The organism is Micromonospora foliorum (assembly GCF_022229015.1).
In the GTDB taxonomy this organism is placed as follows: Bacteria; Actinomycetota; Actinomycetes; order Mycobacteriales; family Micromonosporaceae; genus Micromonospora; species Micromonospora foliorum.
Map to the genome: position 1 here is coordinate 21,327 of NZ_JAKKFF010000144.1, position 19,892 is coordinate 41,218.

Sequence of the window (19,892 nt, forward strand, 5' to 3'; positions counted from 1 at the left end):
TAACGATTGTTCGGCCAGACTAGCGCCATGGCAGAGAACTCCCCCGTCGAGCCCGGTGCGGACTACGTCACAGACATCGGGCTTCGCAAGATTGACCACGTCGGGATCGCCGTGGCCGACCTGGACGCCGCGATCGACTTCTACCAGCGGACGTTCGGGATGCGCTGCGTACACGTGGAGACCAACACCGAGCAGGGCATTCGGGAAGCGATGCTGGCCGTCGGGCCGACCACCGAGGGCGGCTGCGTGCAACTGCTCGCCCCGCTCACCCCGGAGTCGACGATCGCGAAGTTCCTGGACCGCAACGGGCCGGGCGTGCAGCAGGTCGCGTACACCGTGGTGGACATCGACGCGGCCTGCGCGGCGCTACGCGAGCGCGGCATGCGCCTCCTCTACGACGCGCCGAGGCGCGGCACCGCGGACAGCCGGATCAACTTCGTCCACCCCAAGGACGCCGGCGGCGTCCTCGTCGAACTGGTCCAACCCGCCCCCACCCCCCACTGACCCCGCCCCCGCCCCCTGCCCCCCACCCCCACCCCTGTTGATCAAGAGGTTTGCGTCAGCCTGCGCCTCGCGGATGACCGAAAGCTCTTGATCAACGAGGGGGTGGCGAGCCACCAGGCCGGGTGCGCGCACGTCAGTGCGCGGTTGGCGGGATGGTCGGACACCTTCACGCATCGGCGGATGCAGTTTTTCACAGAGGACTTCCCGGCCTAGCTACCGTTCAGTAACGTCCGGCCCCACCGGAGCGCGACAGGTGCCGGATGTGTCGAATGCCGACATGGCGGTCGTGCCCACCGGCGCCGACGATGGCAGCACCCGGGCCCGTGCGGGTGCGGATGAACCGGAGGTCACCGTGCAGGACATCCTCGAAGCGATCATGGCGGCGGAGGAATCGAACGATCCGGACCGCGAACTCGCCGGCCTCGCCGGGCTGCCCGTACCGGAGAGCTACCGGGGCGTGGTGGTCCGCGCCGAGGAGGCCCGGATGTTCGACGGCATGGCCACCCGGGACAAGGACCCGCGCAAGGCGCTGCACGTGCAGGAGGTGCCGACGCCGGAGCTGGCGCCGGGCGAGGCGCTGGTGGCGGTGATGGCCAGCGCGATCAACTACAACACGGTGTGGACCAGCATCTTCGAGCCGCTGCCCACCTTCAAGTTCCTGGAGCGCTACGGCCGGGTCTCCGAGCTGACCCGCCGGCACGACCTGCCGTACCACGTGGTCGGCTCGGACGCGGCGGGCGTGGTGCTGCGCACCGGCCCCGGGGTGACCCGCTGGGCGCCCGGCGACGAGGTGGTGGCGCACTGCCTCTCGGTCGAGTTGGAGGACGCGGCCGGTCACGACGACACCATGCTCGACCCGCAGCAGCGGATCTGGGGCTTCGAGACCAACTTCGGCGGGCTGGCCGAGCTGGCGGTGGTCAAGGCCAACCAGCTGATGCCCAAGCCGCGGCACCTGAGCTGGGAGGAGGCGGCCAGCCCCGGGCTGGTCAACTCCACCGCGTACCGGCAGCTCGTCTCGCACCACGGCGCCAACATGAAGCAGGGCGACGTGGTGCTGATCTGGGGCGCATCCGGCGGCCTCGGCGGGTACGCCACGCAGATGGCGCTCAACGGCGGCGCGATCCCGGTCTGCGTGGTGTCCTCACCGGAGAAGGCCGAGCTGTGCCGCCGGATGGGCGCGGAGCTGGTCATCGACCGGGCCGCGGAGGGCTTCCGCTTCTGGAAGGACGAGGAGACCCAGGACCCGGACGAGTGGCGGCGCTTCGGTGAGCGCATCCGCGAGCTGACCAGCGGCGAGGACCCGGACATCGTGTTCGAGCACCCGGGTCGGGAGACGTTCGGTGCCAGCGTCTACGTGGCCCGGCGCGGTGGCACCATCGTCACCTGCGCCTCCACCAGCGGTTTCCAGCACCAGTACGACAACCGCTACCTGTGGATGCACCTCAAGCGGATCGTCGGCAGCCACTTCGCCAACTACCACGAGGCGTGGCAGGCCAACCGCCTGGTCGCGCTCGGCAAGGTGCACCCGACGGTGTCCCGCACCTATCCGTTGGAGCAGACCGGCCAGGCCGCGTACGAGGTGCACCGCAACGCCCACCAGGGCAAGGTCGGCGTACGCTGCCTCGCGCCCACCGACGGGCTGGGCGTACGCGACGGAGAGTTGCGGGCCCGGCACGAGGACGCGATCAACCGCTTCCGGGGTCACTGACCGGCACCGCCGGTCCCCGGGTGTCCCTGACTGGCACCCGCCGGTTGCAGGGTCCCGACCGGACGGTGGAACGCGGGATGACCATTGCGCCGATCGCTCATTGTTCTTCCGCCCCCATTAGCGGATAACCCACCCGGATCGAACAAAGGGCCTCGGGGTAACCCCGGGGCCCTTTTCCGCGTCACGCTGCGTGGCGTCCGACCGGCCAAGACCTGCCAAGATCGCCGATTGGTCCAACCACGCCGATCGCGGAAGTTGACCATGTAAAGAGGGCACGAAAGCTTCGCACCGCTCTTGCGAAGCACCCTGGGGCGTCTGCCAGTATGTCCCAATGCCCCAGCAGCAGTCCTCCCCTCTCGCGTTCTTCGATAACGCGAACTCGCAGCCAGATTTCACCGTTGGCCTGCGCGGATACAACACCCATCAGGTCGACGACTTCCTCGGCCGGATGACCGCCGCGCTGACCCAGTCCGAGCAGGCCCGTGCCGAGGCTGAGCAGCGGATGAACGACGCCCAGCGTCGTCTCCGCCAGGCCGAGCAGCGCATGAGTGCGCTGGAGCAGAAGCTCACCGACACGAACAAGCAGCTCGAAGAGAACAGCCGGCCCACCCTCTCCGGGCTCGGCACCCGCGTTGAGCAGATCCTCCGGCTCGCCGAGGAGCAGGCCAACGACCACCGCAACGAGGCCAAGCGCGAGTCGGAGGGCATCCTCTCCGCCGCCCGCCTCGAGGCCCGCGAGATCACCGACAAGGCCCGCGCCGAGGCCGCGGCCATGAAGGCGAGCGCCGAGCGCGAGGCGGGCAACCTGCGTACGGCCGCCGAGCGCGAGGCCGCCGAGGTCCGGGTGCAGGCCCGCCGCGAGGCTGACACGCTGCGCGCCGACGCCGACCGGGAGACCAAGCAGCTGCGTACGGTCACCGCGCACGAGGTGGCCGAGCTCAAGTCGACCGTGGAGCGGGAGGTCGCCACCCTGCGGGCAACCGCCGAGCGGGAGATCACCCAGCAGCGGGCGAAGGCCGCCCGCGAGGCTGAGGAGAAGCGCGCCGAGGCGACCAAGCTGCTCACCGATGCGCGGGACAAGCGCGACAAGGACCTGCAGGCCCTGGAGCTCCAGTTGGCCGAGCGGCGGGAGAAGGCCGAGCGCGAGGAGTCCGAGCGCCACGCCGCCCAGGTCGCGCAGACCCAGAAGATGGTAAGCGAGGCCGAGCAGCGTGCCCGGGCCGCGCAGGAGCGGGCCAAGGAGATCGAGCAGCGCGCCGAGGCGCGGCGGGTCGAGTCCGAGCGCAACGCCGCCGAGACGGTCGACAAGGCCAAGGCGCACTCGGAGAAGACCCTCAACGAGGCGAAGGCCGAGTCGCAGCGCCTGCTCACCGAGGCTCGCACCGAGGCGGAGCTGACCACGCAGGCCGCCCGCCGCGAGGTCGAGGACCTCACCCGGCAGAAGGACGCGGTCACCTCGCAGCTGGGTCAGATGCTCTCCGGGCTCGCCGGCATCGTCCCGGGAATGCCGGCGCAGGCCGCTCCGGCTGCCAAGCCGGACGCCAAGAAGACCGATGGCGGTCAGGAGCGGGTGCCCGCGGAGACCGCCGGCTGACGCGAGGCGTCAGGTCGGGGCATCGACGGCGCGAGGTGACACCGGGTAACCGGTGCCACCTCGCGCCGTGTGCGTTTCCCAGCCCGTGGTCTCCGCCGGCCGCAACGGAGTGAAGTAGCTCCCACAAGGCCCGTCCGTATCGCCCCAGCAGGGCCCGTTGCGTGTGAGGATGGGGGCATGTCGCACGGCGAGGAACTGTTCGCGCTCGGCGGGGACGTGACGACGGAGCCCAGCTTCGAGTCCGCTCTGCGGGGGTACGAGAAGAAACAGGTCGACCGATATGTCGCGCGTGCTGAGCACGAGATCGCGACCCTCGCTTCGGAACGGGAACAGGCGTACACACAGATCCACAAGCTCGCCGGCCAGGTCGAGGTTCTCCAGCGCGACCTGACCCAGGTGCGCAAGCAGATGAACGTGGTCGACCGGGCGTCGTTCCGGCATCTCGGCCCGCGGGTCGAGTCGATCCTCACCCTGGCTGAGGAGCAGGCCGAGCAGATCCTCGCCGACGCGAACGGGGAGATCGAGGCCCGTCGTGCCGCGGCCGAGCACATCATCGAGGAGGCCCGCGAGCAGGCCGCGCGGGCTCTGAAGGACTTCGAGATCGCCCTCGCCGCCCGACGCGCCGAGGAGGAGCGGCACAGCGCCGCCCAGCGGGCCGAGGCGGACGCGACCCTGCGGTCGGCCAAGGACGAGTCGGCGCAGTTGCGCAAGGCGGCGCAGGACGCGCTGGCGAAGGCCCAGCAGGAGGCCACCCAGCTGCGGGACTCCGCCAAGGAGATTCACAACCGGGCCCAGCAGGAGGCCACCAAGCTGCGCGAGACGGCCCGCGAGACGTTGGTCAACGCCCGGCAGGAGGCCAGCGATCTGCGCGACGCCGCCAAGGAGGTGCATGCCAAGGCCCTCCAGGAGGCCAAGCGGCTCACCGACACCGCGACCGAGGCCGGGCGGGCCACCCACGCCAAGGCGCAGCAGGAGGCCAAGCAGATCATCGACGACGCGTCGATGGCCGGCCGGGCCACCCGCGCCAAGGCGCAGCAGGAGGCCGAGCGGCTGACGACGCAGGCCAGCGAGTCGGCAAAGCGCAGCCGCGCCGAGACCGAGGCGTACGTGCAGCGGATGCGCACCGAGACCGAGGCGTACGTGCAGCACACCCGGGCGCAGACCCAGCAGGAGCTGGGCGCGTGGCGGGCCGGGGTGGAGCAGGAGGTCAACTCCCGTCGGGAGGCGGCCGACCGGGAGTTGGCGCAGCGACGGTCCACGGCCGAGCAGGAGTTCGCCAAGCGCCGCGACGAGCTGGACAAGCAGCACACGGCGCGCCAGCAGGAGCTGGAGAGCGGGTTCACGGCCCGTCGGGACGAGCTGGAAGCCGAGTACTCCACCCGGAAGAACGAGCTGGAAACCGAGTACACCGCTCGCAAGAACGAGATCGAGCAGGGCGCGGCCGGCATCCTTCAGGCCGCCGAGCAGGACGCGGCGGCGCTGCGCCAGCGGTCCGAGGCGGAGGCCGCCGAGCTGTTGCGCCGGGCCGAGACCGAGGCCGGCGACAAGCGCCGCAAGGCCGACGAGCATGTCGCGGCGTCCCGGCGGCAGTTCGAGGAGTACGCGGCCACCACGCAGCAGCACCTGGCCACCACCCAGCAGCACCTGGCGGCGACCCAGCAGGAGTCGGCGGCGGGCCGGCAGCAGTTGGCCCAGGTGATGCTGGAGATCGCCCAGGCCCAGCAGCAGCTCGCGGATCTGCGGCAGGAGACCTGGAAGGCCCGGCAGGAGTTCGACGAGCTCCAGCGTCAGATGTCCGAGCTGCGGTTGCAGAGTGTCGCCGGCCCGATCGACGGCCCGACTGCGCCGGCCGCGGCGGACGGCGCGAGCGGGGATGTGCCCGGTGCTGGGGACGACGGCGTGAGCGTTTCCGCCGGCGCGGCCTCCGGGTCGGGGACGGGCACCGGGCTGAAGACGGAGCCCGCCGACACCAGGCAGCCGGTGAACGCGGGTGGGGACGAGTCCGGGCAGTCCACGACGCGGCCGGTGGCTGAGCCGGTGACCACCGTGGACGGCGGGACGGCGAGCGCCGGGGTGGACGGGGAGCCGACCGTGGCCGCCGTTCCGGGCGAGGGTGGCCGGGGTGCCAAGCCCACCAAGATCACTAGCACCGGCGAGAACGGCAAGCGTCCCACCAAGCCGACCACCGACGAGCGCAGCGCCAAGCCCAGCAAGGTCACCATCGAGAAGGAGTGACGGGCATCCGCCCGCCCGTGCCTCGAAATCTTGGACACTTTCCGTCAGCTGCTGACGGAAAGTGTCCAAGATTCATTTACGCGGAAGATGGCGCAGGGGTGGGGTGGGGGCCCAGCCGGCTGCGATGAGGGCGCGGCGGACGGTCTCGGCGACCTCGTCGGGACGGGCGCGGACCAGCCAGGCCGGGAAGCGCAGAACGCGGTCGCCGCTGGTCCAGATGTCGTTCTGGCGACGCATGTCCGCGGCCCACTGCTTGGCGTCCATGTGGTGCGCGCCGTCGATCTCCACCTGAACCCGCCACTCCCGCCAGTACGCGTCCAGCCAGCGGTTGCGGCCGGCCGCGTCGACGCGGTGTTCCTGCAGGTCGGGGGCGGGCAGCCGGTGCCGGCGGCACAGCCGCACAAAGTCGATCTCGGAGAGCGCCTGCGCGCCACCGGCGATGTCGCTGATGGTCCGCCCGATCAACCCCCGGCGGGGGGCCCGAGGAAGGACGTCGAGCACCGCCTGTAACTCCTCGGGCAGCACCCGGCGTTGCTGGCAACCGGCGGCGAGCACCGCCTGCGCCTCGTCCACGCCGGCCGCCCAGCCCGCCGCGTCCACCAGGGCCCGCGCCGTCGTGGTACGCGGCGGGCGGGCACGTTGGAGATGAGCCTCGGGTAGGACCGTGGTGCGGTGGACCTGGACGGCGGGCATGTCGATCGGAAGTCGCCGCAGGATGGTCCGCGGGGCACGGCGAGCTGCCGGCACCAGTACGTGCAGCGGCTCGCGCCGCAGTCCCCGTACCCCGGCTTCGGCGGCGGCGGACACCCCGGCCAGCACCGCCCCCGGCCCGGCTGCCAGCACCGCCACCCAGAGCTGTTGGTCGCGGGTGAGTCGACCGTTACCGGTCAGCAGAAGGCCTCGGCAGATCGCCCGCCACCGACCGGAGCGAATCCGGCCCCGCACCGTCCCCTCGCTGAGCAGCCCGGCAACCTGCGCGGTCGTCAGCACGCCCGCCTGCTCGAAGGCGAGCCAGTCGAGTGCGTCGGCGTCATCGGCGGGCAGCATCCCGACAGCTTCCGCCGTTGCCCGCGGCCTCACCACCAGATCTTGGACAGTTTCCGTTACGGCGTAACGGAAACTGTCCAAGATCTGCGGGTTCTAGCCGACGTCCGGGGGTGGGTCGATGATCGGGCGGCGGAATGGTCCCTGTTCAACCTGGCCCGGGGCGCCGACGGTGGTTGGGTGGGGCAGATGGAGCATCAGATTGACGGTCTCGTGGTCGATGGCGAGCATGAGGTGGCTACGCTGCTGGCGCGCTGGGAGATGATCAGAAACGGCGCGTTGTCCCGCCGCCAGTCGATCGACCTGATGAAGGAAGTTGTGACCTCATGGACCTGACCGGCGCGCTCTGGCGCACGTCCAGCCGTAGCGGCAACGGAGAGTGTGTCGAGGTGGCGGACAACCTGCCCGACGTCGTGGGGGTGCGGGACAGTAAGGACCCGGCCGGTCCGGTGCTGGTGTTCGCGCCGGCCGCGTGGCGGGCGTTCGTGGCCGTCGCCCGTCGTCCCACCGCCTGAGCCGGGAGGTCCCTGGTGCCACAGCACGACCCGTCCGGCGACGAGCCGGACGTGACCCCCGGTCCCCCGCCAGCGGAAACCCCACCGTCGGCGAACACGCCACAGCCGACGGAAACCCCACCGTCGGTGGAGACGCCACCGCCGGTGCCGGTTCCCGCTCCGGGGATCGACCCGGACGAGCCGCCGGCGGTCCCGTCCGGAAAGTTCGGCACACCGGGGCGGCCACTGCGCCGCAGCAGCTTCCTGATCGGCTTCACCGGTGCGCTGGGCGTGCTGCTGGCGTACACCCTCTATCTGGGGATTCGCAATGCCGGCGGCATCCTCGTGCTGGTGGTGATCGCGCTCTTCCTCGCGGTCGGCCTCAACCCGGCGGTGGTCCGACTGGGCCGCTGGGGTGTGCCGCACGGCCTGGCGGTGGCGGCGGTCGCGTTGACGGTGGTGCTGCTGCTCTGCGGCGGCATCGTGGCGCTGGTCCCGCCGATCGTCACCCAGTCGGGGCAGTTCATCGACCAGATCCCGAGCCTGCTCGACGAGTTGCGCCGCAACCCGACGGTCAATGACCTGGTGGAGCGGTACGACGTGGTGGAGCGGGTGCAGGGCGCGGCCAATGCGGAAACGGTAGGACGGGCGCTCGGCGGGGTGCTGGGCGGCGCACAACTGATCTTCGGCACGGTGTTCCGGACGCTGACCGTGCTGGTGCTGACGATCTACTTCCTGGCCTACTTCGACCGGCTGCGCTCGCTGGGCTACTCGTTGGTGCCCCGGTCGCGGCGGCAGCGGGTGCAGCTGATCGGTGATGAGATTCTGGCCAAGGTTGGCGCCTATATGGTCGGTGCGCTGAGCATCGCGGTACTGGCCGGCGCGACCACATTCGTGTTCGCGTTGATCGTCGACCTGCCGTACCCGTTCGCGCTGGCCGTGGTGGTCGCGGTGACCGACCTGATCCCGCAGATCGGCGCGACGCTGGGCGCGGTGATCGTGAGCCTGGTCGGTTTCGCCGCCGACCTGCCCACCGGCATCGCCTGCGCGGTCTTCTTCCTCATCTACCAGCAGGTGGAGAACTACCTCGTCTACCCGAAGGTGATGCGCCGCTCGGTGGAGGTCAACGAGGTGGCCGCGCTGCTGGCCGCGCTGCTCGGGGTGGCGCTGCTGGGGGTGGTGGGCGCGCTGATCGCCATCCCCACGGTGGCCGCGCTGCAACTGATCCTGCGCGAGGTGGTGCTGCCCCGCCAGGAGCGCCGCTGAGCGTCAGCCGGCCTGACCAGCGGTCAGGCCGGGGCCGGGCGGGTCAGTCCGCCTTGGTGGCGGCCGGCCGGGGACGGGCGTGTCGGCGAAGGCGGCCACGGTGCGGTCGGCGTACGCGCTGACGTCGCCGGCCTCCATCGGGCCGTCCCAGGTCGTCGGCAGCGGCACCTCGACGGCCGGGTTGACCCGTCGGACGATCTCGTCGAGCACCGTCTCCGCGTCGCCCACCCAGAGGTGCTTGGCGCCCGGCACCCCGACCACCTCGGCCTGCGGCACGGCGGCGAACCGCTCCCGCGCCTCGGTAGGGCGCAGGTAGTCGTCGAACTCCGGCACCAGCGCCACCAGCGGCCGCCCCGAGGTGGCCCAGGTGGCCAGGTCCTCGGGGGCGGAGAAGCGCAGCGGTGGGGAGAGCAGGATCGCCCCGGCGATCGTCGGGTCGCAGCCGTACTTCAGCGCCAGGTCGGTGCCGAACGACCAGCCGACGAGCCAGATGTTGGGCAGCTCGGCGAACTCCGCGTACTCGATGGCGGCGGCCACGTCGTACCGCTCGCCCACCGCGCCGTCGAACGCTCCCTCGCTGGTGCCACGCACGCTGCTGGTGCCCCGGGTGTTGAACCGCAGCACCGCCAGGTCGGCCAGCGCGGGGAGCCGCCAGGCCGCCTTGCGGAACACGTGGCTGTCCATCATTCCGCCGTGGGTGGGCAGCGGGTGCAGGCAGACCAGGGTGGCCACCGGCGGTCGGTCGGCCGGCAGGGCCAGCTCACCGACCAGCCGCAGACCGTCGGCGGTGTGCAGCTCGATGTCCTCCCGGCGGCCGGGCAGGATCGACGACGCGCGGATCGCTGTGCTCACCGCCCAAGTCTGTCGCGAAGTCGTCGTCGTCGCCCGCCCAGGCACGAACAGGGTGACCCAGGTCGCTAACCGGTGGCGCGCATCGCCCCGCCCCGGTCGCTCAGGCCGGGAACACGAGCCGCCCCGCCCCGGTCGCTCAGGCCGGGAGCACGAGCCGTCCCGCCCCGGGTCGCTCAGCCCTGACGCGGCGGCGCGCCGGGCCCGCCACTCAGTAGCGGGGGGTGCCCCGGCCGCGCTGCACCGCCGGGCCGCGCCGGTCCCGGGCACGCCAGCAGCCGCTGTGCCAGTGCCGCCGGTCGGTGAGGTCACCCAGGCCGTCTGCCGGCCAGGCCACCAGGTGCGCCACCCCTGGTGGGATCTCCTGGTCACAGCCGGGGCAACGGTACGTCTTGACCGACGCGCCCGCCCCGATGCCGCGCACCTGCCAGGCGCCGTCGGTCCACTGCTGCACGGAGGCGACACCCTGCCGGACGCGGTCCGCGTCCAGGTTGGCGTTCTCGTCCCGGCGAGGGCGATTGCGACGGGGGCTCACAGTCACCAAGGTTACGGTCACTGCCAGCCGGTCGGCTCGCCAAGGTCGTCGGCGACCCGGAGCCCGCCGATAACCGTGCTGACCTCCGCGTCCGTGGGCGACCGTTCCCAGCGGTTCTCGTGCCCCATGGAGAGCAGTGTCTTCGGAATGCCGCGAACCTGCCAGAAGTCGCCCGTGTCGAACACCGGCCTGCCGGCGATCGTGCGGTTGGCGTTCGTCCGGTCGGGCGAGGATGGACGGGGTGAGTAGTAGAGCCGCACCGGCAAGGTGGCCGCGCCCTTCAGGGCGACCGTCAACGCCGCTTCGGTGTGGTCCGAAGCCGCAACGGGCATCTGCGTCGGCGTCGTGGTTCCCGCCACATTCACGATGCGCGGCCAGAACAGCTGCCGCACCGCCACCTCGCACGCGCTGATCCGGGCACCCGGGGGCAAGGCGGTCAGTTGGACCGGCGCGACACAGCGCCGGGCTTCGTCGAATCGAAGCGCCTCCGCCGCCCGGCGGACCTCGGCGCTGGTCTCCCCGAGAGCCGCGACCCGGACGTACAGGCCCGGGACGGGCTGCCAGCGCAGCACCCAGCCCTTCGTGACCCTGTCGAGCTGACGTATCACCCCGTTGTACCGCGATGGGGCGTCGACGTCCGGGCCGGGCGAGGCGAGATCCTTGTCGCCGGAGGCGGTGCCCGCCTTGTCGGGGCCGATGTCACGAAGCTGGCTCAGGTCACCGGTCTCGACCGTCCGTGGGTCAGCGGCAACGATCACCATCGCCTGCACGCCGCCACCCAGGTCCAGTCGCATGCTCTCGACCTGGCCCGCGGAGCGCCAGGCGACCGGCTTCGCCGCTGACGGATCGACCCCGAAATGCAGCAACTGTGGGTCCGTGCCGATCGAGGCGGGGCGCTGCGCTGCCCCCGCAACCCCGGGTGCCCGGGGCGGCGTGACCACGACCGGGCTGGGCGTGACGGCCGGCTGTGGCGGCGCGGCCGACGGCGTACGCAGGGCCACACCGGCCCCGAGCAGCACCGCGACGCCGAGCGCTGCCCCGAGGACGGCACGTCGCCGCCGCCGACGGGCCCGTCCCCCGTTCACCGCCGCCGTCAGCAGGCGGTCGGTGTCCACGGGCCCGTCGGCCTGCTCCCGGAGTGCCCGTGCGATCCGCTCGTCGAGGTTGGTCACGGCCGGCTCCCGTTCGTCGTGGGAACGCCGTGGCGCTCCCGCAGCTGGCTGAGCGCCCGCATCGCATGGGTGCGGACGGTGACCGGGGAACAACCGAGGATCTGGGCGATGGTCGGGTCGTCGAGGTCCTCGTAGTAGCGCAGCACGAGCACCGCGCGCTGCCGGCCGGGCAGCCCGAGGATCAGCCGCCACATCTCGTCCCGGTCGGCCGCGTCGCCGCCCAGATCCCCGCGCCCCGGCCGGTCGGCAAACTCGGCCGTAACCAACTCCCTGCTGGATCGGCGGCGCCACCAGGAGGTGTTGGCGTTGACCATCATCCGGCGCACGTAGACGTCCGGGTGGTCGGCACGGGCGATCTTCCGCCAATGCACGTAGGCGCGTGCCAACACGTCCTGGGTGAGGTCCTCGGCCCGGTGTTCGTCACCGGTCAGCAGCCGGGCCAGCCGGACGAGCGCCGGCCCGCGACTGCTGACGTACTCCTCGAAGGTCACACCACTCAGACGCCGTCGCCGGCGCCCACTGTTGACACCGGTCAGCGGTGCGAGTGGTCGCGGAAGCCGCGGCGGGTCTTGCGGCCCAGGTAGCCGGCGGTGACCAGGTGCTCCAGCAGCGGCGCGGGCGCGAAGCCCGGCTCGCGCAGTTCCAGGTACAGCTCGCGCTGGATGGCCAGCGAGACGTCCAACCCGACGACGTCGAGCAGCTCGAACGGGCCCATCGGGTAGCCGCAGCCCAGCTTCATGGCGTGGTCGATGTCGTCGGCCGTCGAGTAGCTGGCCTCCAGCATCTTCACCGCGTCGTTCAGGTACGGGAAGAGCAGCGCGTTGACGATGAAGCCGGACCGGTCGCCGCAGACCACACCGGTCTTGCCGAGCGCGGCGCAGACGGCGCGGGCCGTGGCGGTGGCCTCCGGGGAGGTGCGGATGGTGCGGACGACCTCGACCAGCGGCATGACCGGCGCCGGGTTGAAGAAGTGCAGCCCCACCACGTCGGCCGGCCGCTGGGTGGCCATCGCCACGTCGATCACCGGCAGCGACGAGGTGGTGGTGGCCAGCACCACGCCCGGCTTGCAGATCTCGTCGAGGCTCGCGAAGAGGGCCTTCTTGACGCTCAACTCCTCGACGACCGCCTCGACCACCAGGTCGACGTCGGCGAGGTGGTCCAGCGTGGCGGACCAGCTGATCCGGCCCAGGGCGGCGTCCCGGTCGGCCTCGGCGAGCTTGCCCCGGACCACGCCCTTGTTCAGCGAGGTCTTCACCGCCTCGCAGACCTTCGCGGACTTCTCCATGCCGCGGGTCACCGAGACGACCTCGTAGCCGGCCTTCGCGAAGACCTCGATGATCCCGGTGGCCATCGTCCCGGAGCCGACCACGCCGACCTTGGTGATGGCGCGCGCGCCGTCGGCGGCCGCGGCGTCCGTGGCCAGCGGCGTCGCCTGATCCGGTACGACCACCGGAGAGCCGGGCCGCTCGTAGGTGTAGAAGCCCCGGCCCGACTTCCGGCCGAGCAGCCCCGCCGTCACCATCTGCTTGAGCAGTGGCACCGGGGCGTGCCGGCGGTCCCGCCCGCCGCGCCGGTACATGGTGTCCAGGATCTCGTACGCGGTGTCCAGGCCGATCAGGTCCATCAACGCCAGTGGGCCCATCGGCAGGCCGCAGCCGAGCTTCATGGCGGCGTCGATGTCCTCCCGGGTCGCGTAGTGCGCCTCGAACATGCCGACCGCGTGGTTGAGGTAGCCGAAGAGCAGCGCGTTGGCGATGAAGCCGGCCCGGTCGTTGATGGTGACGTCGACCTTGCCCAGCCGGGCGCAGAGCGCCTCGACGTCGGCGACCACCTCGGGTGCGGTGACGACCGTGCGGACCACCTCGACCAGCTTCATCACCGGGGCCGGGTTGAAGAAGTGGATGCCGATCACCTGGTTGGGTCGGCTGGTGGCCACCGAGATCTCGGTGACGCTCAACGAGGAGGTGTTGGTGGCGAGGATCGTCTCCGGTCGGCAGACCCGGTCCAGCTCCGCGAAGATCCGCTGCTTGAGGTCCAGGTGCTCGGGCACCGCTTCGATGACCAGGTCGACGGAGTGCAGCGCGTCCAGCCCGACCGCGAAGTGCACCCGCTCGTGCAGGGCGTCGCGGTCCGCCTCGGCGAGCTTGCCCTTGGCGACCGCCCGGTCGGTGGAACTCTTCAGGGTGGCCCGGCCGCGCTCCAGCGCCGGCGCGGAGATCTCCACGGCCACCACGTCGATGCCGTTGCGGGCGAAGACCTCGACGATGCCGGCACCCATGGTGCCCAGCCCCACCACACCAACGGTGCTGAACTCGCGCGCCACGACCGGCCTCCCCAGAGACTCCGCACGACCACTGAACGGCCGCTAAGGTTATGCGCGCGAGTCTGCCACGTGACGGTGGGTTGTCGAGACGCCGTGGCATATTTCACCCACGGCGCAGCAGGGCCGCTATGCCGCCGACACGCTGGTCAGGGCCAACAACTCCGCGACGAACTCCGCCGGGCGCTCCAGGTGCGGGCTGTGACCGCAGCCGGGCAGCACCACCTCGTGGTACGCGCCGCCGGCCGCCGCGTACCGGTCGAGCACCGCCCGGGTCTGGCCGACCATCGGCTGTGGTGGGCAGGCGTCCGCGCCGGGCCAGCCGGGCACGAGATCCAGCGAACCCAGGTACGCCAGGTCGAACAGCGAGGTGTCCGAGACGATGACGTCGACGTCCCCGCGTACCCAGGTGACCGGCGGCTTGTCGGCGACGGCCACCAGCTCGTCGGCGAGCCGGAACCAGGTCGGCGCGAGCGCGTTGAGCACCCCGCGCTCCCCCGGCGCGGTGCCCGGCCAGTTCTCCGAGGGCACCGCCGTGCCCGGGTAGTTGTCGTCCCCGGTGGCGGTGGAGAGCACGGTGTCCAGCAGCAGGTCCTCGTCCGCGCCCAGCGAGGCGGGATCGGCCACATAGGTGGCTCGCAGCACGGCGCGCGGGCTGGTCGGCGCGTCCGCGCTCCGGTCGCCGGCCGCGAGTCGGGCGACGAAGCCCGGGTTCGCCGTGCCGGCGCCGGTGCCGGCGAAGTCGGGGGTGGTCGGCGTGCCGGTCAGGTCGCGGGTGCCACCGAAGCCGTACGGGGAGACCGGCGCGGCGAGCAGCAACGCACCCACCCGGTGGGGATGGTCGACAAGCAGGCGCATCGCCACTCCGCCGCCGAGGGAGTGCCCGACCACCACCGGGCGCGCGTCGGCGTCGAAGAGCGTCGGGTCGTCGAGGAGGGCGGCCACGTCGTCGGCGAAGTCCCGCAGGCCCCGGGTGGCGTCCACCGGGGCGGTCGCGGAGTCGCCGTACCCCCGCAGGTCGGGGGCGATCACCCGCAGCGTCGGTGGCAGCCGTCGGACCAGTGGCTCCCAGAACAGCGCGGACGAGCAGTTGCCGTGGATCAGCAGCACCGGCGTGCCGTCCGGCGGGCCGGCGACCCGTACCGCCTGGGTGATGCCGTTCGCCGTCACGATCCGCTGCTCGGTCTCCATCCGCGGCATGGTGCCACGCGTGTCCCCGCCGGTCCAGGTGTCGGACCGCCATCCGGTGGTGCCGCCCGGTGTGGCCGACCGCCAGGCGGTCAGCGACGCGTGCCCGGTGGCGCGGCCAACGGCAGCGGCAGCGTCGGTCGGACGTCGCGCCGGGACGGCCCGAAGCTGAGCCCCACCGGATCGGTGAGCGCCAAGCCGGGGTCGAAGAGGCGCAGCTCGGTACGGCCCAGCCGGATCACGTCACCGTCGGAGAGTCGTTCCACCTCGGCGATCCGCCGGTCGTTGAGCCAGGTGCCGTTGGTGGAGCCCAGGTCCCGCAGGGAGGGGCCCTCCGGTGCCAGCCACACCTCGGCGTGGCGACGGCTCAGGTGCGGGTCGTTGATGACCACCTGACCGGTCGGCGCACGGCCGATCACCTGTGGTTCGGTTCGCATGCGAAAGCTCGCTCCGCGCATCGGTCCACCCGCGACCGTCAACAGCGGCATCAGTTCTGGATGTTCCTCCATGGACAGTCAGCCCTCCACCCCACACCGTTACTCCGCGCGTCAGCCTGCCATCAGACGGTAGTCGTCAGTACCGACCGGCCGGTCAGCCTCTCGTCACCTCCCGGCCACCTGCCGTTCGACGATTCGGGCGGGCCGCATCCGTCACCAACGCCCTGACCTGCACAGATCAACGACCGGTCGGGTCGGTGCGACGCCGGTCCCCCCGCCCCGAATCGGGGACCCTACCGGTGAGTAATCCTCGGGTCTAGACTTCCGCCATGACGGCAGTGCATATCCCGGGCGTTCCGGTCATCGACGCGGGCCAGTTGGTTTCCACCAGCCCGGCGACCGGCGCTGAGGCCGGTCGCCTCCCGGTCGCCACCGACGCCGACGTGCGGCAGGCCGTCGCCCGCGCCCGCGCCGCCGGCGAGTGGTGGGCCGGTCTCGGCTTCACCGGCCGCCGCCAGCGGATGCTGCGCTGGCGTGCCCTGCTCGCCAAGCGGATCGAGCAGTTGGCCGAACTGGTGCACGTCGAGGGCGGCAAGCCGGTCGCCGACGCCATCGTCGAGATCGTCACCGCGATCGAGCACATCGACTGGGCCGCCCGCAACGCCGGCCGCGTGCTCGGTCCACGCCGGGTGCGCTCCCGGCTCATCCTCGCCGAGTTCTCCGCGCACCTCGAATACCAGCCGTACGGAGTGGTCGGCGTGATCGGGCCGTGGAACTACCCGGTCTTCACGCCGATCGGCTCCGCCGCGTACGCCCTCGCCGCCGGAAACGCCGTGGTGCTCAAGCCGAGCGAATACACGCCCGCCGTCGGCCAGTGGCTGGTGGACAGCTTCGCCGAGGTGGTGCCCGAGCAGCCGGTGTTCACCGCCGTGCACGGGCTGGGCGACGTGGGCGCGGCGCTGTGCCGCTCCGGCGTCGACAAGCTGGCCTTCACCGGCTCCACCGTCACCGCCCGGAAGGTGATGGCCGCCTGCGCCGAGACGTTGACCCCGGTGCTCATCGAGGGCGGCGGCAAGGACGCCATGATCGTCGACAGCGACGCCAACCTGGACGCGGCCGCCGAGGCGTGCGTCTGGGGCGGCATGACCAACGCGGGCCAGACCTGCATCGGCATCGAGCGGGTGTACGCCGTCGACGCCGTCTTCGACGCCTTCGTCGACAAGGTGGTGGCCCGCGCCGGCCGGTTGACGGTCGGGCCGGAGGGCACCGACATCGGCCCGATCACCATGCCCCAGCAGATCGACGTGATCCGCCGGCACATCGACGCCGCGATCACCTCCGGCGGGCGCGCCGTGCTCGGCGGCCCGAGCGCCGTGCAGCCGCCGTACGTTCACCCCACCGTGCTGGTGGACGTCCCGGAGGAGTCCGCCGCGGTCCGCGAGGAGACGTTCGGCCCCACGCTGACCATCAGCCGGGTCCGCGACGCCGACGAGGCCGTCAGCCGCGCCAACGCCCTGTCGTACGGCCTCGGGGGTTCGGTCTTCGGCCGGCGGCACGCGGTGGCCATCGCCCGGCGGCTGCGTTCCGGGATGGCCTCGATCAACTCCACGCTGACCTTCGCCGGCATGTCCACCCTGCCGTTCGGTGGTGTCGGCGACTCCGGCTTCGGTCGGATCCACGGGGAGGACGGCCTGCGTGAGTTCGGCCGGTCCAAGGCGATCACCCGACGTCGCGCCCGGTCGCTGCTGCCGTCGATGACCTTCGACCGCACCCCCACCGACGTGGCAAGGCTCGTCAAGGCGATCAAGGCGATGTACGGAAGGTGAGTGTCGGATAACCGATCATCAAGAAAGATCGGCGTATCCACATGTTTATACGCAGTCATCACGGCGGTACATTGCGTTAAATGGGCCCCAATCGATTGCGCTACCGCCTTGTCGACAGTGAGCAGTCGTGGGCCGCCCGGCGGCGTCGGCACCGCTCGGACTGGCTGGCGCGCACCTTCCCCGACATCGGCGACATGCACGTGGTCGACCTCGGGGGTCGACTCGGCACCTGGCACCGCGCCACCGTCCGGCCGGCCCGGGTGACCGTCGTCAACCTGGAGCAGCCGCCCGCCGTCGTCCCGGAATGGGCCCACGTCGAGCAGGCCGACGCCTGCGACCTGCCCTCGCGCCTCACCAAGGGCAGTTACGACCTGGTCTTCTCCAACTCGGTGCTGGAGCATGTGGGCGGGCACGAACGCCGGATCCGCTTCGCTGCCGCCACCCGCTCACTGGCCGACCGGCACTGGGTGCAGACGCCCTACCGCTACTTCCCCATCGAGCCACACTGGATCGCCCCGGGAATGCAGTTCCTGCCGGTACGACTGCGCACCGCGCTCGCCCGACGCTGGCCGTTGGGGCACAAGCCGACCCGCAGCCACGACGCCGCCATCCACCAGGTGCTCTGGACCGAGTTGTTGGACCGCTCGCAGATGCGGCACTACTTCCCCGACTCGACCATGCTGGTGGAGCGGGTGTTCGGCCTGCCGAAGTCACTGATCGCGGTGCGCACCGGGTAGTGCGCAGGTCAGAAGAGGGTCAGCTCGTCCTTCACGATGCCGCGCAACTTGTCGTAGTCCACCACCACACACCGGATGCCCCGGTCGGTGGCGAGCACCCGGGCCTGCGGCTTGATCTCCTGGGCGGCGAAGACCCCGACGACCGGGCTGAGCAGCGGGTCACGGTTCATCAGCTCGAGATAGCGGGTCAACTGCTCCACGCCGTCGATGTCGCCACGCCGCTTGACCTCGACGGCGACGGAGCCCGAGTTGGCGTCCCGGCACAGCAGGTCGACCGGGCCGATCGCCGTCATGTACTCGCGGCGGACCAGCGTGAACCCCTCACCCAGGGCACCCGGGTTGGCGGCCAGCAACTCCTGTAGGTGCGCCTCCACCCCGTCCTTGCGCAGGCCCGGATCCACACCCAACTCGTACGAGGTGTCCTGGAAGATCTCCTCCAGGGTGATCCGCAGCTCCTCGCCAGCCTTGTTGACGACCCGCCACACACCGGGGGCCTCCTCCAGCCGACACGGCGGGCTCATCCAGTTCAACGGCTTGTACGCCCGGTCGTCGGCATGAATGGACACCGACCCGTCCGCCTTCACCATCAGCAACCGGGTGGCCGGCGGCAGGTGAGCCGAGAGCCGTCCGACGTAGTCCACCGAGCACTTCGCAATGACCAACCGCACCCGACGAGGGTAGCCGAGCACCCCCCGGTCGCCAGCGAGCGGCACTGGCGCGTCGATGCGATGCTGAACTCGTGTTCGAAGTCCTCACCGGCACCGGTCTCGCCGCCTCGGCGGGGCTGAACGCCTACATACCCCTGCTCATCCTCGGTCTGCTCGGCCGTTACACCGATCTGATCGACCTGCCCAGCGGCTGGACCTGGCTCGGCAACGGCTGGGTCATCGCCATCATGGCCGTCCTGCTCGCCGTGGAGATGGTGGCGGACAAGGTGCCCGTGGTCGACCACATCAACGACGTGGTGCAGACCGTGGTCCGGCCCACCGCCGGCGGCCTGGCCTTCGGCGCCGGCTCCTCGTCGGAGACGGTGACGGTCAGCGACCCGGGGAGCTTCTTCTCGTCCCACCAGTGGGTGCCGGTGGTCACCGGCGTACTGCTGGCGTTGGGCGTGCACCTGCTCAAGTCCGCGGCCCGCCCGGTGATCAACGCGACCACCGCCGGGTTCGGCGCACCGGTCGCCAGCACCGCCGAGGACGCCACCAGCGTGGTGGTCTCCCTGGTGGCGATCATCCTGCCGGTGCTGGTGCTCGTCTTCCTGGTCGGCCTGGTCTTCTTCACCTTCTGGTTCGTCCGCCGTCGTGCCGAACGACGCCGCGAACGAGAGGCCGCCCGCGCCGCCGGCTTCCGCGTCTGACGCCTGATCGACTCGGGTTCCTGGAAACCGGGCCATCCCCCCGCAGCGGGACACCCCGCGTTCCGGAAACCCGAGTCGATCACGCTGGGCGGCCGATCGGCGGCCGGCCATACCGGGGTTCCCCGGGCCGACAAAAGCCTAGGATCGGGGCAAGAGCCTAGAGGAGGTCGGCATGACCGCAGCGTTGGAGATGCCCCGAGTCCAGGAATGTGTGGTCGCCGCGTGCGCGTACAACCGGTCGGGTGACTGCCACGCCTTCGCGATCACCATCGGCAGCATGGATCACGCCCACTGCCACACCTTCGTCGAGTCGCCCGTGCGGGGCGGCGCGGAGAGCCTGATCGCTCAGGTGGGCGCCTGCCAGCGCGCCGACTGCCGGCACAACGAGCAGTTGGAGTGCCACGCCGCGTCCATCCGGGTCGGCCCGGACAACGACATGGCCGACTGCATGACCTACGCCGGCCGCTGACCCACGCCGGCCGACGACCTGCCGGCCGCTGACCCACGACGGCCGACGACCTGCCGGCCGCTGACCCACGACGGCGGCCGACCTGCCGGGACAGCGTTCGATCAGGGCAGGTCGTTGGCGTGACGGATGACCGTCACCAGGTCGTCGATGATGCCGG

The 19,892-nt window shown here is 71.3% G+C and carries 20 protein-coding genes; 11 read left to right on the plus strand and 9 right to left on the minus strand.

Features of this window, described 5'->3' with window-relative positions; genetic code table 11:
* Window positions 1-27 precede the first annotated feature (27 nt).
* The 4 genes from mce (at window position 28) to PSH25_RS12745 (ending at window position 6,041) form a co-directional block, all read left to right on the plus strand.
* Window positions 28-504, plus strand: coding sequence for a methylmalonyl-CoA epimerase (mce, locus tag PSH25_RS12730; RefSeq protein WP_238659296.1), 477 nt, complete (start codon window positions 28-30; stop codon window positions 502-504).
* A 352-nt stretch (window positions 505-856) separates the two neighbouring features.
* Entirely contained in the window at window positions 857-2,212 is a 1,356-nt protein-coding gene (ccrA, locus tag PSH25_RS12735) for a crotonyl-CoA carboxylase/reductase (protein WP_238659313.1), read from the plus strand.
* 331 nt (window positions 2,213-2,543) lie between these two features.
* A complete protein-coding gene (locus PSH25_RS12740) occupies window positions 2,544-3,806 on the plus strand; it encodes a DivIVA domain-containing protein (protein ID WP_238659297.1) in 1,263 nt (420 codons plus the stop codon).
* A gap of 177 nt (window positions 3,807-3,983) precedes the next feature.
* Complete coding sequence (locus PSH25_RS12745; RefSeq protein ID WP_238659298.1) at window positions 3,984-6,041, plus strand: coiled-coil domain-containing protein; 2,058 nt, start codon at window positions 3,984-3,986, stop codon at window positions 6,039-6,041.
* A 72-nt stretch (window positions 6,042-6,113) separates the two neighbouring features.
* On the opposite strand, the gene PSH25_RS12750 is transcribed toward PSH25_RS12745, so the two are convergent.
* Window positions 6,114-7,088 carry a DUF559 domain-containing protein gene (locus PSH25_RS12750; RefSeq protein WP_238659299.1) on the minus strand — a complete coding sequence of 325 codons (975 nt, stop codon included), beginning with the start codon at window positions 7,086-7,088 and terminating at the stop codon, window positions 6,114-6,116.
* 42 nt (window positions 7,089-7,130) lie between these two features.
* Here PSH25_RS12750 and PSH25_RS12755 point away from each other — a divergent pair, with 42 nt between their 5' ends.
* The 3 genes from PSH25_RS12755 to PSH25_RS12765 all read left to right on the plus strand — a co-directional run bounded on the left by PSH25_RS12755 (window position 7,131) and on the right by PSH25_RS12765 (window position 8,845).
* The gene (locus tag PSH25_RS12755) at window positions 7,131-7,421 is read left to right on the plus strand and encodes a Scr1 family TA system antitoxin-like transcriptional regulator (protein WP_372492783.1); all 291 of its coding nucleotides are present in this window, start codon (window positions 7,131-7,133) and stop codon (window positions 7,419-7,421) included.
* Window positions 7,412-7,600 carry a DUF397 domain-containing protein gene (locus tag PSH25_RS12760; protein WP_238659300.1) on the plus strand — a complete coding sequence of 63 codons (189 nt, stop codon included), beginning with the start codon at window positions 7,412-7,414 and terminating at the stop codon, window positions 7,598-7,600. The genes PSH25_RS12755 and PSH25_RS12760 overlap by 10 nt, the downstream gene beginning before the upstream one ends.
* A 165-nt stretch (window positions 7,601-7,765) precedes the next feature.
* Window positions 7,766-8,845, plus strand: coding sequence for an AI-2E family transporter (locus tag PSH25_RS12765; protein ID WP_372492784.1), 1,080 nt, complete (start codon window positions 7,766-7,768; stop codon window positions 8,843-8,845).
* A gap of 3 nt (window positions 8,846-8,848) precedes the next feature.
* Here PSH25_RS12765 and PSH25_RS12770 read toward each other — a convergent pair whose 3' ends face one another.
* From PSH25_RS12770 to PSH25_RS12800, 7 genes are all read right to left on the minus strand, one after another.
* Window positions 8,849-9,697: an alpha/beta hydrolase gene (locus tag PSH25_RS12770; protein WP_238659301.1), complete on the minus strand. Its 849-nt coding sequence runs from the start codon at window positions 9,695-9,697 to the stop codon at window positions 8,849-8,851.
* A 208-nt stretch (window positions 9,698-9,905) separates the two neighbouring features.
* Window positions 9,906-10,229, minus strand: a complete 324-nt coding sequence (locus tag PSH25_RS12775) for an Rv1322 family protein (RefSeq protein WP_502361347.1) — start codon at window positions 10,227-10,229, stop codon at window positions 9,906-9,908.
* 17 nt (window positions 10,230-10,246) lie between these two features.
* A complete protein-coding gene (locus PSH25_RS12780) occupies window positions 10,247-11,401 on the minus strand; it encodes a hypothetical protein (RefSeq protein WP_238659303.1) in 1,155 nt (384 codons plus the stop codon).
* Window positions 11,398-11,892 (minus strand): SigE family RNA polymerase sigma factor, encoded by a 495-nt coding sequence (locus tag PSH25_RS12785; RefSeq protein ID WP_238659304.1) that lies wholly within the window; start codon window positions 11,890-11,892, stop codon window positions 11,398-11,400. The genes PSH25_RS12780 and PSH25_RS12785 overlap by 4 nt, the downstream gene beginning before the upstream one ends.
* Window positions 11,893-11,933: 41 nt before the next feature.
* Window positions 11,934-13,724 (minus strand): 3-hydroxyacyl-CoA dehydrogenase family protein, encoded by a 1,791-nt coding sequence (locus tag PSH25_RS12790; protein WP_238659305.1) that lies wholly within the window; start codon window positions 13,722-13,724, stop codon window positions 11,934-11,936.
* A gap of 126 nt (window positions 13,725-13,850) precedes the next feature.
* Window positions 13,851-14,921: an alpha/beta hydrolase gene (locus PSH25_RS12795; RefSeq protein WP_238659306.1), complete on the minus strand. Its 1,071-nt coding sequence runs from the start codon at window positions 14,919-14,921 to the stop codon at window positions 13,851-13,853.
* A gap of 80 nt (window positions 14,922-15,001) precedes the next feature.
* Window positions 15,002-15,418 (minus strand): FHA domain-containing protein, encoded by a 417-nt coding sequence (locus PSH25_RS12800; RefSeq protein WP_274527391.1) that lies wholly within the window; start codon window positions 15,416-15,418, stop codon window positions 15,002-15,004.
* Between the two features lie 257 nt (window positions 15,419-15,675).
* Here PSH25_RS12800 and PSH25_RS12805 point away from each other — a divergent pair, with 257 nt between their 5' ends.
* Together PSH25_RS12805 and PSH25_RS12810 are read left to right on the plus strand one after the other, a co-directional pair.
* The gene (locus tag PSH25_RS12805) at window positions 15,676-17,172 is read left to right on the plus strand and encodes an aldehyde dehydrogenase family protein (protein WP_238659308.1); all 1,497 of its coding nucleotides are present in this window, start codon (window positions 15,676-15,678) and stop codon (window positions 17,170-17,172) included.
* Window positions 17,173-17,252: 80 nt separating this feature from the next.
* Window positions 17,253-17,909, plus strand: a complete 657-nt coding sequence (locus tag PSH25_RS12810; RefSeq protein WP_238659309.1) for an SAM-dependent methyltransferase — start codon at window positions 17,253-17,255, stop codon at window positions 17,907-17,909.
* A gap of 8 nt (window positions 17,910-17,917) precedes the next feature.
* Here PSH25_RS12810 and nucS read toward each other — a convergent pair whose 3' ends face one another.
* Window positions 17,918-18,577: an endonuclease NucS gene (nucS, locus tag PSH25_RS12815; RefSeq protein ID WP_238659310.1), complete on the minus strand. Its 660-nt coding sequence runs from the start codon at window positions 18,575-18,577 to the stop codon at window positions 17,918-17,920.
* Between the two features lie 71 nt (window positions 18,578-18,648).
* On the opposite strand from nucS, the gene PSH25_RS12820 reads away from it, so the two are divergent.
* Together PSH25_RS12820 and PSH25_RS12825 are read left to right on the plus strand one after the other, a co-directional pair.
* Entirely contained in the window at window positions 18,649-19,266 is a 618-nt protein-coding gene (locus PSH25_RS12820; protein ID WP_238659311.1) for a DUF4126 domain-containing protein, read from the plus strand.
* Window positions 19,267-19,438: 172 nt separating this feature from the next.
* The gene (locus PSH25_RS12825; protein ID WP_238659312.1) at window positions 19,439-19,735 is read left to right on the plus strand and encodes a DUF1540 domain-containing protein; all 297 of its coding nucleotides are present in this window, start codon (window positions 19,439-19,441) and stop codon (window positions 19,733-19,735) included.
* Window positions 19,736-19,892: the final 157 nt, after the last annotated feature.

Excerpts from the sequence above, each read along its gene's own strand:
- PSH25_RS12800 (WP_274527391.1), bottom strand. The coding sequence starts at position 15,418 with ATGGAGGAACATCCAGAACTGATGCCGCTGTTGACGGTCGCGGGTGGA.
- PSH25_RS12795 (WP_238659306.1), bottom strand. The coding sequence starts at position 14,921 with ATGCCGCGGATGGAGACCGAGCAGCGGATCGTGACGGCGAACGGCATC.
- PSH25_RS12810 (WP_238659309.1), top strand. The coding sequence starts at position 17,253 with ATGGGCCCCAATCGATTGCGCTACCGCCTTGTCGACAGTGAGCAGTCG.
- PSH25_RS12750 (WP_238659299.1), bottom strand. The coding sequence starts at position 7,088 with ATGCTGCCCGCCGATGACGCCGACGCACTCGACTGGCTCGCCTTCGAG.
- PSH25_RS12760 (WP_238659300.1), top strand. The coding sequence starts at position 7,412 with ATGGACCTGACCGGCGCGCTCTGGCGCACGTCCAGCCGTAGCGGCAAC.
- PSH25_RS12825 (WP_238659312.1), top strand. The coding sequence starts at position 19,439 with ATGACCGCAGCGTTGGAGATGCCCCGAGTCCAGGAATGTGTGGTCGCC.
- mce (WP_238659296.1), top strand. The coding sequence starts at position 28 with ATGGCAGAGAACTCCCCCGTCGAGCCCGGTGCGGACTACGTCACAGAC.
- PSH25_RS12740 (WP_238659297.1), top strand. The coding sequence starts at position 2,544 with ATGCCCCAGCAGCAGTCCTCCCCTCTCGCGTTCTTCGATAACGCGAAC.
- PSH25_RS12805 (WP_238659308.1), top strand. The coding sequence starts at position 15,676 with ATGACGGCAGTGCATATCCCGGGCGTTCCGGTCATCGACGCGGGCCAG.
- PSH25_RS12745 (WP_238659298.1), top strand. The coding sequence starts at position 3,984 with ATGTCGCACGGCGAGGAACTGTTCGCGCTCGGCGGGGACGTGACGACG.